Source organism: Seonamhaeicola sp. ABD4_340 (assembly GCF_056312135.1).
In genome coordinates this window covers 770,824-784,663 of the sequence record NZ_CM149981.1, presented here as the reverse complement: position 1 = coordinate 784,663, position 13,840 = coordinate 770,824, and the positions used below count along the sequence as shown (strand labels likewise).

Below are 13,840 nucleotides of genomic sequence, written 5' to 3'. Positions count from 1 at the left end.
CTTTTTTTGCTTTAATAAGTGGCAAAAAAAGATATAACGGAAAGCGCGCCCAATAAGGTGTTACCATGTAAAAACACCTTATTGGGAACACCCAAATATTTATTTAGACAATTCAGTAAAATGTTTGTAAAAATATGGTATTGTTTCAATACCTTTTAAGTAATTCCAAACTCCAAAATGCTCGTTTGGCGAATGGATAGCATCACTATCTAGCCCAAAGCCCATAAGTATTGTTTTGCTTTTTAGCTCTTCTTCAAAAAGCGCTACAATTGGTATACTTCCACCGCTGCGTTGTGGAATTGGAGTTTTTCCAAAGGTTTCTGCATAGGCTTTACTTGCTGCTTGGTAGCCAATACTGTTTAGTGGTGTTACGTAGCCGTTGCCTCCGTGGTGTGGTTTTACTTCTACTTTTACGCCTTTTGGCGCAATGTTTTCAAAATGAGTTTTAAAAAGTTTTGTAATATTTGCCCAATCTTGGTTTGGTACTAAACGCATAGAAATTTTTGCATAGGCTTTGCTTGGTATTACGGTTTTTGCACCTTCGCCAATGTAACCGCCCCAAATACCATTAACATCTAAAGTTGGACGTATAGAATTGCGTTCGTTTGTGGTGTAGCCTTTTTCGCCGTAAACAGCGTCAATATCTAAGGCGTTTTGGTAGTTTTCTAAAGAAAATGGTGCTTTGGCCATTTCTGCACGCTCTTCTTTTGATAATTCTTCAACGTTATCATAAAAACCAGGAATGGTTATATGGTTGTTTTCATCGTGCAAAGAGGCAATCATTTTTGTTAAAATATTGATTGGGTTTGCAACGGCGCCACCGTAAAGGCCCGAGTGTAAATCGCGGTTTGGGCCTGTTACTTCAACTTCAACATAACTTAAACCTCTAATACCAGTGGTTATTGATGGCGTGTTGTTGGCTATCATACCGGTATCTGAAATTAAAATAACATCGTTTGCCAGTTTTTCTTTGTTGTTTTTTACAAAGGTGCCAAGGCTTTTACTACCAACTTCTTCTTCACCTTCAATCATAAACTTAACATTGCATGGTAGTTGGTTGGTTTTTGTCATGTACTCTAAGGCTTTTACGTGCATAAACATTTGGCCTTTATCATCGCAGGCACCTCGGGCAAAAATAGCGCCTTCGGGGTGTTTTGCTGTTGTTTTTATAACAGGCTCAAAGGGTGGTGAATCCCAAAGTTCAATAGGGTCTGGCGGTTGTACATCGTAATGGCCGTACACTAACACAGTTGGTAGGTTTTTGTCTATTATTTTTTCGCCATAAACAATGGGGTAGCCTTCGGTTTGGCAAACTTCAACGTTGTCACAACCAGCGTGTTCTAAACTTGTTTTTATAACTTGGGCAGTTTTTAAAACATCATTTTTATAGGCAGAATCTGCGCTTATTGATGGTATTTTAATAAGTTGAAAAAGTTCATCTAAAAAACGTTGTTTATTGTCTTTTATATATGTTTTTATAGTGTCCATAAAATGATTTTAGTAATCAAATGTATAAAAAAGAATGTTTTTTTACTTAAGAAGTTTGGAATTTAAAACTATTGATTATATTTGCATCCCGATTTTACGATAGTAAATAGGAAATTTTGCAGGCGTGGTGGAATTGGTAGACACGCTAGACTTAGGATCTAGTGCCGCGAGGTGTGAGAGTTCGAGTCTCTCCGCCTGTACTTAAAGCTTCTCTTTTTTTGAGAAGCTTTTTTTATTTGGTAAGTTTTTAACTGTGTTTGGTTATACTTACAATTTCTGTGTCTTGTTTTTTGCCTTTTAAGTTTACAATACCAAATGATGTGACTTGGTAATTTTTATTCAGATTTAATGCGTTGCTTAATGTTTTTGATATAAGTAAATCTTTACCAAATTGTGTGCATAAGCTTAAAATTCTTGCAGAAGTATTTAAAATATCACCCGTAAAAAAAATGTCTTTTTTTAAAGCGCCAATTTCGCCTGTTGTAACCATGCCACTATGAAGTGAAGCTTTAAAGTCGGGTATAACTCCAAACGTTTTTTTATAAAATGAAGCATTGTTTTTTAAAGCATTTTTCATGCTGTAATAACAATTTAAGCAGTTGTTGTTTTTTAAGCCGTTTTTGGTTTTCCAAGTTATTACTATTTCATCACCTACATATTGGTAAATTTCACCTTGGGTTTCAATTATAGCATTAGTGAAATCGTCATAAAAGTTTTGAAGCAGTTTAAAGTACTGTTTGTTTTCTAAAGACTCTGCTATAGTGGTTGAGTTTTTCATATCAACAAACATGAATATTCTATCTTCTAATTTAGGCTTATGATATTTGCCCGTAAAGAAATTTATAAGTACGTTATGCCCAATGTTTTCGCTAATTTCAGTATAAAGTATAGATATTGAAAGTGAAAAGAATAACTGAATCCATGTGCTTAAATGTGAAATACTAAAAAAGAAAAGTTTGTATTTATTCCACGCTTTTTCGCTAAATAAGGGTGTTTTAAGTTCTATGCTTGCAGCAATTAAATACAGTATAAAAACTACTACAAATAATATAATTGAATATAGTATGAGTTTTCCAATTATTTTTTTGGGGAAACTAAACTTAGTAAAGAGTTTATTTATATAAAAAACTTCTAGAAAACCAATAAAACAGCCAACAAAAAATACACTTGTGCTTGAAAATACTAATATCCGCGGGCTTAATGCTATTGCTGCGTTTGGTGTGTTTTTTACACCGCCCAAAGCTGCGTGTTCACTCCACATAATTAATAAACCAAGAGTTAGCCATATAAAACCAAAAGGTAAAACCCGTTTTATTTTATATTTATATTTAGCAGATAACATCATAAGTATTAGTAAATATAGCTTAAATAAGCCTATTTTATATTTTTGGAATGCTTTTTTATGTAAAAAAACCTAACGTAAACAGTTTCGTGTTTTTTAATGAAATTATTGTGTTTTTACCACCTCAACTAATTAAAGATTATATATTTGCAAAAAATATTTTTTTGGCTAAAAAAGCTTCACCCTTTTTAGAGTTTTAAGTCAGAAATAATTAACAAGAGTTAGTAAATAGTAAATTAACCATACATTAAAATGAATAAACAAATAGACCAGCAAGCGGCCGATAATATAAGAGCTTTAGCTGTAGCAATGGTAGAAAAAGCAAATTCAGGACACCCAGGAGGCCCAATGGGCGGTGCAGATTTTATGCACATACTGTACTCTGAGTTTTTTAACTATGATCCAACAGATATGACTTGGCCATTTAGAGACCGATTTTTTATGGATGCGGGTCATTTATCTACTTTAATGTATGCGCAATATTACCTTTTAGGTAATTATAAAAAAGAAGATATTGCTAATTTCAGACAATGGGGTTCTATTACACCAGGGCACCCAGAGGTAGATTTTGAAAGAGGTATTGAAAACACATCGGGTCCATTAGGGCAAGGACATACAATGGGTGTAGGAGCTGCTATTGCAGCAAAGTTTTTACAAGCACGCTTTGGTGATTGGATGAACCATAAAGTTTATGGATTTATATCAGATGGAGGTATTCAAGAAGAAATATCGCAAGGTGCTGGTAGAATTGCAGGCCATTTAGGATTAAGTAATTTTATTATGTTCTTCGATTCTAATGATATACAGTTGTCAACATCTACTGATGAGGTTACAACCGAAGACACGGCCATGAAATACGAAGCTTGGGGATGGAAAGTTGTTACTATTGATGCGCATAACCACGATGAAATAAGAAAAGCATTAACCGATGCTAATAACGAAACCGAAAAACCTACTTTAATTGTTGGAAAAACAATAATGGGGAAAGGTTGCGTTGCTGCCGATGGAACTATGTTTGAAGGACACTGTGAGCTACACGGTAAGCCAATTGGGGCAACAGGTGCAGATTATGCAAAAACGCTATTAAATTTAGGTGCAGATTTAGATAATCCGTTTGATATTTATGGTGATGTTGCATCTTTTTACAAAGATGTAATTGCAAACAAAACAGCTGCTGCAGCTAAGAAAAAAGAAGAAATAAATGCTTGGAAAAATGATAATACAGTATTAGCTGAAAAATTAGATTTTTTCCTTTCAGGTGAATTACCAACTCTGGATTTTGAATCTATTGCACACAAAGATGGTTTAGCTACAAGAGCTGCATCATCAAACGTGTTAGCGTATTTAGCTGAAAATGTTGAAAACATGATTGTATCTTCAGCAGATTTATCAAACTCAGATAAAACAGATGGTTTTTTAAAGAAAACATCAGCACTTCAAAAAGGTGATTTTAGCGGATCATTTTTACAAGTAGGTGTAGCCGAATTAACTATGGCATGTATTGCAAATGGTATTGCCTTACACGGAGGCGTTATTCCAGTAGTAGCAACATTTTTTGTGTTTTCAGATTACATGAAACCAGCAATAAGATTAAGTGCTTTACAAGAATTACCAGTAAAATATGTATGGACGCATGATGCCTTTAGAGTAGGTGAAGATGGCCCAACGCACCAGCCAATAGAACAAGAAGCACAAATTAGATTGTTAGAAAAACTTAAAAACCATAAAGGAAACATGAGTTTCTTAGCCTTACGTCCTGCAGATTCTGCTGAAACATCAGTTGCTTGGAAAATGGCTATGGAAAACACAGGTACACCAACAGGCTTAATTTTATCAAGACAAGGCATAAAAGATGTGCCAGCAAATGAAACATCTAGATATGAAGAGGCTTTAGCTGCTGAAAAAGGTGGATATTTAGTGAAAGAAGTTGAAAATCCAGATGTTGTACTTGTTGCAAACGGGTCTGAAGTTTCAACATTAATTGCTGCTGCCGAAATTTTAGAAACTGAAAATAATTTAAAAGTAAGTATTGCTTCAGTAATTTCTGAAGGTGTATTTAGAAACCAACCTAAAGCATACCAAGAGCTTGTAATACCTTCTAATAAACCTAAATTTGGTTTAACAGCTGGTTTACCTGTAAACTTAGAGGCTTTAGTAGGTGCCAATGGCCAGGTGTTTGGTTTAGATCATTTTGGGTATTCTGCACCAGCAGGCGTGCTAGATGAAAAATTTGGTTTCACTGGCGCGCAAGTTAGCAAAAATGTATTAGCGTATTTAAACACTATTCAATAATAAACAAAACTAAAAACTATGAAATTTTTTATAGACACTGCCAACCTTGATGATATTGCTGAAGCGCAAGCATTAGGTATTTTAGATGGTGTAACTACAAACCCATCATTAATGGCTAAAGAAGGTATTACAGGTGAACAAAACATCTTAAACCATTATGTGAAGATTTGTGAAATTGTTGATGGTGATGTAAGTGCCGAAGTAATAGCAACAGATTTTGAAGGTATGGTAAAAGAAGGTGAAGCATTGGCTGCTTTACACCCACAAATTGTGGTAAAATTACCTTTAATTGCCGATGGTATTAAGGCTTGTAAATATTTTTCAGATAAAGGTATTAGAACTAATGTAACATTGGTGTTTTCTGCAGGACAAGCATTATTAGCTGCTAAAGCTGGTGCTACTTATGTGTCGCCTTTCTTAGGAAGATTAGATGATATTTCAACCGATGGTTTAAACCTTATTGCTGAAATTCGTCAAATTTATGATAACTACCAATTTAATACGCAAATTTTAGCAGCATCAATTCGTCACACAATGCACGTTATTGATTGTGCTAAATTAGGAAGTGATGTAATGACAGGTCCATTAAAATCAATTACAGGTTTGTTAAAACACCCATTAACTGATATTGGTTTAGCTAAATTTTTAGAAGATTATAAAAAAGGAAACTAAACAGTTTTCAAATATTATAGAATTAAAAAAGCTTCTCTATTTTGAGAAGCTTTTTTTTACAACTAAACAACTATGAAAAACTAAACTATAGTTTTACTTTTTAAGAGATTAAAACTCTTGTTTTTTTAATGTTTTATGTTAATAGTTTCACCTGGTTTAATAGGTGTAATTCCATTTGTTAATTCAACCCAAATAGTTTGATTATTAATAGGGTTTTTAATGGAATTAGTATTAAATTCTATATTTTTTATTGCATTTAAGTAGTGTGTTAATTCGCCATTACCAACTGACCAAATATCTTTTGGTTCACTTATTTTTTTACAAAAAGTAACCATGTTATGCCAACGTTTTTTATTTCCAAATTCCCAAGAATGTCCCCATACATAAAATAGGCTTAATTTTTTTTTGTTTAACTGCAAGTATGAGTCAAGGTAATCTAAAGCTTTGCTGTCATGACAAGTTGGATTCCAAATCATATCATTTTTTGGTAATTTAAAATTATGGGTGTCATTAACTGTTCTACCGTTAATAATTCCTAAAGTAGAAATTAAATTAGCAATACTATCGTTAGTATTTCCAAACGGATAGGCCATACTAACAATCTTTCGTTTTGTTAGTTCAGTTAAAATCTTTAAATCAGTACTTATTTCTTCTTCTACTTCTTTTAGTGTTATATCTGTAAAATTTTTATGGAAAGCGCCATGAGCAGCAATTTCATGGTTTTTATAGATATAAAGAAGTGAGTCTTTGGGTACATATTTTTGATAAATAGTATCTCCGTTTTTTTGAGGCCAACCTTTTGTAATACCCAAAAATTTAGAATTTAAATTAAAGGTTCCAACTAAGTTATTTTGGTTAAATAAATTTGTTAATTCTATATCTTGAATAGAACCGTCATCATAACTTAAAACTAGAGCTTTGTATTTACCTTCTGGATATGTAAAGCTTACAAATTGGGGTGTTTCTTTACATGATGAAAGTAAAATTAAGTAGCTACAAAAAACAATTAATTTGTTCATTTTTAATTTATTGTTTAACAATTTTAAACGCTTGTGGTGTTTCCAAAAAACTGTTGGTTTTTACTACATATATACTTTGTGGTAGTGTTGAAATATCAAAAGCATATCCTTTAGAAAAGTTGCCTTTAAACGATTTTACCAACTTACCTGTGGTTGTGTAAATATGTAATTCATTTATATTTTTATTTATTGAAAATGTATTTTGAGTTGGGTTTGGGTAAACCTTTACAGTTTGTGATAATTCAAAATTTTCATTATTTAAACTAGCGGTTTGGGTGTACAATCTATACTCACCGGGTTGAAGCGTAATGCCTGCTGTTGGACTAGTTACATTTATTGATGTTTCAGTAAACGCATCATACCAAGTACCCGTATTGGGGAAATTAGGGTTTATAGTTTGCGTAGTTACATTAAAGTTTGCAATAACTACAGCGTCTAAATTACCAACGTTATCATACAGGTTTACGCGTTTTAATAATCCGCTAACACTCATGCTAAAATTATCTGTATTAAATGTAGATGGATATTGTTTTTTTAGGTTAATCATTTTAGCGGTAACATTGTACACATCCGTTCTGTTTGTATTGGTATCATAACCTAAGGTCCACGCAACGGGTTTTCTGTCTAACCTGCAAGTGCCATCGTTAATATTACTTTCACAATTTATACTTTTATCATAACCCAGTTCTCCAAATTGCCACAGCATTTTTGGACCAGGAATACTGTAAAAAATAGCTGTAGCAGCTTCAATTCTATCTAATGCAGTACCAAGTTGTTTTATATTGTAGCTGCCGTTTGAATTGCCATAGGCTACGTTTCTTACCATTAAACGTTCTTCGTCATGGCTTTCCATATAACCAACAATGTGCGGATTACTCCAACCTCTGTTTTGGTATGATAGCCAAGATATATCAGCATCAGTACTAAAGCCCATGGTGTTTTGGCTAAAGCTATGGTTTAAATTGCCCCAAAGCATAAACCCGAAATTGGCAAGAATGGTTTCTTCTGTATTATCAGCAAAATGTTCTAAAATTAAATAGGCGTCAGATGATACATTATTCCAAATATAATTGGCGTAATCTTGAAGAATTGCAATTCTAGAATTGTCTTGACTGCTCCACGCGCCCACATTACTTGGGTTGTTTGTTTGTGTGAAGCCTTTAGATAAATCAAACCTAAAACCATCTACTTTAAACTCTTCAATCCAATATTTTAAAGTTTGTTTTACAAAGGTTTTAGTGTATTGGCTTTCATGATTAAAATCGTAACCTACGTTAAAGGGATGTTTAGCATCAGGATTTAACCATGGGTTATTAGTGGCTGGTTTGTTATTGGCACTATCCCAATACATTTGAGCTAATGGACTTTGCCCAAAGGCATGGTTGTAAACTACATCTAAAATTACGGCAATACCTCGGCTATGGCAGGCATCAACAAACGATTTAAAATGATTTTGGGTACCATAAGCTTTATCTAAAGCGCCATGAAATGATGGGTTGTAACCCCAGCTATTGTTGCCTTCAAACTCACTTACAGGCATTAATTCTATGGCATTAACACCAAGTGTTTCAAGATAATCTAAATGCGTCATGGCTTCAATGAATGAATCGTTTTCAGTGAAGTCTCTTATAAGCATTTCATAAACTATTAGGTTTTCTTTATTGGGTTTAGAAAATGTAGTGTTTTGCCATGTATAAGGTGTTTCATTTATTTTGAAGGTAGACACATTACCCGTGGCTAAGCCTGTTGGGTATGTTTTTAAGTTTGGGTATGTTGTATTAGGAATATAAGGGTCGTCATCTGGGTCTAGAATTTTTTTTGCGTACGGATCGGCAACTTTCAAATTATAATCAATGTAGTATTGATAAGAATACTCTGTGTTGGCGTCTAAACCAGGAACATTTAACCAAAACGTATCATTGTCTTTCTTCATTTGATAGGCAGCATTTAACGACCAATTATTGAAATCTCCAATTAAGAAAACATCGTTTTTTAAAGGTGCCTGTAAAACAAATGTTACTGAACCATCACTGTGAATATTCACTCCATTTTCTAAATTAGAGGGAAGTGCTTCATTTTGTGTTGGTGTTTTTACAAATACTGAAATAACATCGGTTTTTGTTTCAGAATTTTCAGTAGCAACAGCTTCAATTGTATAATTTCCAGTTGATGTAAACGTATAATTAGATGAAATAGTTGTAGTGTTTGTTGCAGTTTGTATTGTGTTATTATTAACCTTTAAATTTAAATTGGCATTTATACTAGATTCGGCACTTATGCTAACATTGTCGTTTATATTAAAAACGGCTTCATTTAACGGGTTAGTAATAGCTACATTTAAACCGTTAGCATAAATTTTGATAAAAATATCAGGACTTGTTTGTGCATTGCCAGCGCTATTTCTAAAAACCAAAGCAATATCTGTAACAACATCAGATCCGGAACCATAAAATGAGGCTATGCTTGGTGTTATAACTAACTCATAACTATTAGTGCCTAGGCGGGTAAGTTTGGGTTGTGTGGCATTATTCCCCCATGAGCCAATAACATGTTTCCAGTCTGATTGACTTGTGGAGTTTGTTGTTAAAACACCTGTGTGTGCATAAACATCGCCGGTGTAACCTTCTAAACCAGTGCCAACGGCATTAAAATTTATAGTAATTGTATTTGAAGCAGTAGGTATTGTTGGAGCGGTAGATACTTGGGCGTTTACCGTTACTGATAGTAACAGTAACATAATGCCAAAAAGCTTCTTCATAATGTATAGTTTAAGACATAAAAAGGCTGAGTTAATCAGCCTTTTTATTATTTGTTTGTAATGTTATTAGTTAGGTATGATGATGTAGCTTCCGTCTAAATCATTAAACCAAACGTTATAACTTCCGGTTGGTGCATTAAATACAAAGTTGTTACCGCTGCCTGCTAAAAGTGCAGTTCCGTGTAATTCTGTAGAGCCTGTATATCTCCAAACTTCGCTCCAAGCATCATTTGCTCTAATTAAGAATTCTTCACCTTCAGTAAATGTTACATTTTGTGCATTCCAAATATGCGGATTGTTCATATCTGGTTGTGTAAAGTTTACTTCATCAGCATCACCCCATCCGCCAATAGCGTTACCAATAATGCCCATTGCGGTGTATGTTGTAGCGCCAGAAGCATCATAAGTTTCAACACTAAAACTACCAGATTCACCAACAGTTGTAAATGTATACGTGTAGTAACCAGCTGTTGCAACGTTAAAAGTTCCAGGGTCTGATCCGCCACCAGGGTTAACGGCTAATGTTGAGCCATCATTTGTGCCCCATTGTGGTTGCCATTGGCCAATAACTTCAATTAATTTAAAAGCACCAGCGTTAAAGTAACCTGTATAAATGTAAGCGTTTGGTGTGTCTTGATCTCTAAAAACAGGTGTGTTGTTATTATCAGGATTCCAGCCTGGGTTAGTAGCATCTCCCACAAAATATAAGTTAGGGAATGAAACGCTGTATGGTGTAACTGAAAATATTACAGATTCTGAAATTCTTTCTAAAGTATTGCCATTTTCGTTTGTGTTTCTGGCAATAACTCTAATTTCCATATCGTTTGCTTCAGCAGGTGTTAAGCCAATGCCTAAAGCTGCAGCATTTAAATCGGCATGCGTTGATGTAACCGTAGCGTTATTAACTACAGATCCTACAATAACAGGTGCTGCAAAATTTGTATTAGCAACAGCAGCTTCTACTGTGTAAGTAATTTCTAATCCTAAAGTTGAATTTAATACAGCATCATCCCAATTAACGGTAAGTGCAGTGTCATTAACACTGTCTATTGATAAAACGATAGCGTCACCTGCTGTAGGACTTGTAATTTCAGGTGCATCAGTAGGGTAGCTAGTAACAAGTAATAAAACATTGTTAGATGCTACACTGCCCGCCAAAACACGCATGTACACAGGAATATCTCTAAAGGTAGAAATTCCCGCATTTCTAATAGCATCATTTAATGCTGTAACGGTCATTGAGAAATTATTTTTGTCTGTAGTGCCTAGTGTTACAGGTGTTGTAAAATCTGCATCAGTAGCCATTTCTACAGTGTAATTTCCGCCGTATATGTCGTCACTCCAAGTAATTGTAAACGCAGGGTTATCTGGTAAGCTGTAATTTAAAAATACACTACTTATACCTGGTGTGTTTAATACAAACTGTGGTTCTGGTTCTATTATAGTTAGACTTTCTTCAGTTTCGCAGGCAGTAAAAATTAATGCAGAAAACAGCAAAAGAAAGCTTATTTTATTAATAAAATATTTCATGTCTTTTAGTTTAAATTAATTATAGGTTTAAAGGAATAAGAATGTAACGACCTGTTAAATCATTAAACCAAATATCATAATCATCTTCTACCGGTACTGGTATTGCACCACCACCGTTTGTTGCTACACCAGAGAAAGATGTTGTGCTTCCCCAAGCGTTACCATCTGCCATAAAAGACACTTCGCCAGGTGTTAAACGTACACCGTTAGCATACCAAATATGACCATCAAAACTCAAAGGCGTTAAAGCTGTGTTAGCAACACTAGATCCTTCAATAGCTAACGCAGCAGGACTTGTACTGCTAGAGGCGTCAAAAGGTTCAAAAGTAAATGTGTTACTAGAAAAATTGATTGTGAAGGTGTAAAAGCCTTCAGGAATACCATCGCCACCGCCGTAAGGAAATCTTTCTGGGTCATCGCCGCTCCCTAAGTTAGCGCCAACAGTACTGCCATCATCTGTTCCCCATTGTGGTTGCCATAAGCCTTTTTCTTGTAACACTTTGAAGTGTCCGTTTTCAGCAAATCTACCAGTGTAGTAATATACGCTACTGTTACTTTCATCTCTAAAAAGTGGTGGGTTATTGTTGTTGTTATTCCAACCTGGTGCGGTAGCGTCTCCTACTAAAATGTAATCATTAAATGTATAATTGAAATACGGATATACTTCAAAGCTAATAGTGTTTGATGTAATAGGCTCTCTTTGTTGAGTACCAAGTGAAGCTACTACTCTTGCATATAATGTAGCCCAAGTAAACGGATTTAAACCAGCGTTACCTGCAGCTGTGTTTATTTCGCCAACAGATAATGTTAAAGCTGTTTGGCCAGTAATTGTTGCTGCAACTTCGGTTGTTGTAAAAGCTTCGTCATTTGAAAACTCTATGGCATAGTTTACGGCTGTTTGTTGTCCGTAATCAGACTCAGACCAATTAAGCGTTACAGCTGGGTTTCCTGTGTTAACAGGGTCTAGCTCTAATTCTGTAAAGTTTAAATCTGCTAAAATTGGTGCAGAAGGGTCTGTTATGTTAAATGTATCAGTAGTATCATCACAAGAGGTTGCAAAAAATAGCATAACCAAACCAATGATACTAACTGCTGAAAATTGTTTTAAATTTTTCATCATTTTAAATTTTTAATATTAATATCCTGGATTTTGAGTAAGGTTAGGGTTTGAAGCTAAACTTGCTGTTGGTATTGGGTAAAGGTTTAAGTGTGATGATAATGAAATACCGTTACTACCATTACCTTTCCAAGCCCAATTGTAATTTCCGCCAGTAAATCTGCCGTATCTAATTAAGTCTTGTCTTCTGTGAGCTTCCCAGTGTAGTTCTCTTGCTCTTTCATCTAAAATATAATCTAAAGTCATTTCTCCAGCGGTTAATACAGCAGGATTGTTTGCTCTTATTCTTAAAGCATTTAAATACTCTAATGCAGTTGATGCGCTACCGCCTCCACCTCTTAAATGAGCTTCGGCGTACATTAGGTATACATCGGCTAATCTAAATAATGGGAAATCTGTATCAACAAAAGTTAAGTCTACACCAAAACTACCTGTTGATGTTGCGTTTGAGTATTTTTGGATGATATAACCACTGTCTCTGTCTGAAATATCAGTGATATCTATAGGTCTGCCTTCAGAAATTATAGTATTTCTGTCATCAACAGCAAATGGACCTTCAAATAATTGTGCAAGCTGCTTGCGAATTCTAAAAGCGCCACCCCAGCCGCCTTCAGTAACACCAACTTCGGCACCGTTTTGTTCAATGCTTCCAACAGAACCATTAACCATAACGGTTGTTGGGCCATAGTTTTGTGTTGTAAGACCATCTGAAATTATTGGGAAAATAATTTCGTTTATAGCAGAGTTTGTATTGTTATCTGCCATAAAGTTGTGTAAATAGTTTGTAGCTAAAGTGTAGCCACCGTTTATTACTTTTTCACAATATGTTACACAATCACTATATCTGTTTTCGTTTATGTAAACTTCGGCATTTAAATAAAGTTTAGCTAAAAGCATATAGGCAACGGCTTTATCTGCGCGCCCGTATTCATTTTGTTTAGCATCAATTAAATCTGCTTCAATATCTAATAATTCAGATTCAATAAAATTGAATAACTCGGTTCTTCCATATGCAGGAGGCTGTGTGTTTAAAGCATCATTTTCAGTGCTAAAATTGGCTTGACCAAATAAATCCATTAAGTAATAGTAGGCCATAGCACGCATTAATCTGGCTTCGGCTCTGTAAGCAGGTATTTGATTTCTTACTGCTGTTGAAACATTTCTGCCATCTAATTTAGCATCGGTAGTTTCTCTTAAAAAATCGTTAGCCAAGGCAACTGATAGGTGCGCTCTACTAAACATACCAAGTAATAATGGGTTTTGCGCTGTCCAGATGTTTCTTTGAATTTCTCTGGTTCCAGGGTCGTTTTCATAAGACCAAATCATTTGGTCTGCTGCCAAGGTTTGTGTGTATAAAAGTACACGGCCAAATTGGCTAGTACCAGCATCAATACCATCTAAGTTAGAACTTTCTGGTCCGTCTGTTCCGGTTAATGCTAAGTTAGCATATATGCCGGCAAGTACTTGTTTGTATGCGCTTTCGTTGGCGTACAAATCGTCACTAAGTGTTGTTTGGTCGTCATTTGGTGTTATATCTAAATCGTCTGTACAAGCTGTTAGTGTAACAACAAATAAGCAAATTAAACCAAGTGCTTTATGTATTTTAAATCTTGTTTTCATAG

9 protein-coding genes and 1 tRNA gene are annotated in these 13,840 nt (G+C 34.7%); 3 read left to right on the top strand and 7 right to left on the bottom strand.

Annotated elements, in window-relative coordinates; genetic code table 11:
- Positions 1-99: 99 nt before the first annotated feature.
- The gene (locus ACYX4H_RS03455; RefSeq protein ID WP_476237816.1) at positions 100-1,488 is read right to left on the bottom strand and encodes a dipeptidase; all 1,389 of its coding nucleotides are present in this window, start codon (positions 1,486-1,488) and stop codon (positions 100-102) included.
- Positions 1,489-1,606: 118 nt separating this feature from the next.
- Here ACYX4H_RS03455 and ACYX4H_RS03450 point away from each other — a divergent pair.
- Positions 1,607-1,688, top strand: a tRNA-Leu gene (locus ACYX4H_RS03450).
- 47 nt (positions 1,689-1,735) lie between these two features.
- Here ACYX4H_RS03450 and ACYX4H_RS03445 read toward each other — a convergent pair.
- On the bottom strand, positions 1,736-2,833 hold the full coding sequence (locus ACYX4H_RS03445; protein ID WP_476237815.1) for an adenylate/guanylate cyclase domain-containing protein: 1,098 nt from the start codon (positions 2,831-2,833) through the stop codon (positions 1,736-1,738).
- A gap of 249 nt (positions 2,834-3,082) precedes the next feature.
- Between ACYX4H_RS03445 and ACYX4H_RS03440 the strand changes: the two genes are divergently transcribed.
- Both ACYX4H_RS03440 and fsa read left to right on the top strand, forming a co-directional pair.
- Positions 3,083-5,122, top strand: coding sequence for a transketolase family protein (locus ACYX4H_RS03440; RefSeq protein WP_476237814.1), 2,040 nt, complete (start codon positions 3,083-3,085; stop codon positions 5,120-5,122).
- An 18-nt stretch (positions 5,123-5,140) separates the two neighbouring features.
- On the top strand, positions 5,141-5,794 hold the full coding sequence (gene fsa, locus ACYX4H_RS03435; protein ID WP_475295779.1) for a fructose-6-phosphate aldolase: 654 nt from the start codon (positions 5,141-5,143) through the stop codon (positions 5,792-5,794).
- A 125-nt stretch (positions 5,795-5,919) separates the two neighbouring features.
- On the opposite strand, the gene ACYX4H_RS03430 is transcribed toward fsa, so the two are convergent.
- From ACYX4H_RS03430 to ACYX4H_RS03410, 5 genes are all read right to left on the bottom strand, one after another.
- Positions 5,920-6,813 carry a polysaccharide deacetylase family protein gene (locus tag ACYX4H_RS03430; RefSeq protein ID WP_476237812.1) on the bottom strand — a complete coding sequence of 298 codons (894 nt, stop codon included), beginning with the start codon at positions 6,811-6,813 and terminating at the stop codon, positions 5,920-5,922.
- Positions 6,814-6,820: 7 nt separating this feature from the next.
- Positions 6,821-9,571 carry an alpha-amylase family glycosyl hydrolase gene (locus tag ACYX4H_RS03425; protein ID WP_476237811.1) on the bottom strand — a complete coding sequence of 917 codons (2,751 nt, stop codon included), beginning with the start codon at positions 9,569-9,571 and terminating at the stop codon, positions 6,821-6,823.
- A gap of 66 nt (positions 9,572-9,637) precedes the next feature.
- Positions 9,638-11,101 (bottom strand): SusE domain-containing protein, encoded by a 1,464-nt coding sequence (locus ACYX4H_RS03420; protein ID WP_476237809.1) that lies wholly within the window; start codon positions 11,099-11,101, stop codon positions 9,638-9,640.
- 19 nt (positions 11,102-11,120) lie between these two features.
- Positions 11,121-12,221 (bottom strand): SusE domain-containing protein, encoded by a 1,101-nt coding sequence (locus tag ACYX4H_RS03415; protein ID WP_476237807.1) that lies wholly within the window; start codon positions 12,219-12,221, stop codon positions 11,121-11,123.
- A 15-nt stretch (positions 12,222-12,236) separates the two neighbouring features.
- Positions 12,237-13,838, bottom strand: a complete 1,602-nt coding sequence (locus ACYX4H_RS03410) for a RagB/SusD family nutrient uptake outer membrane protein (protein WP_476237806.1) — start codon at positions 13,836-13,838, stop codon at positions 12,237-12,239.
- Positions 13,839-13,840 lie beyond the last annotated feature (2 nt).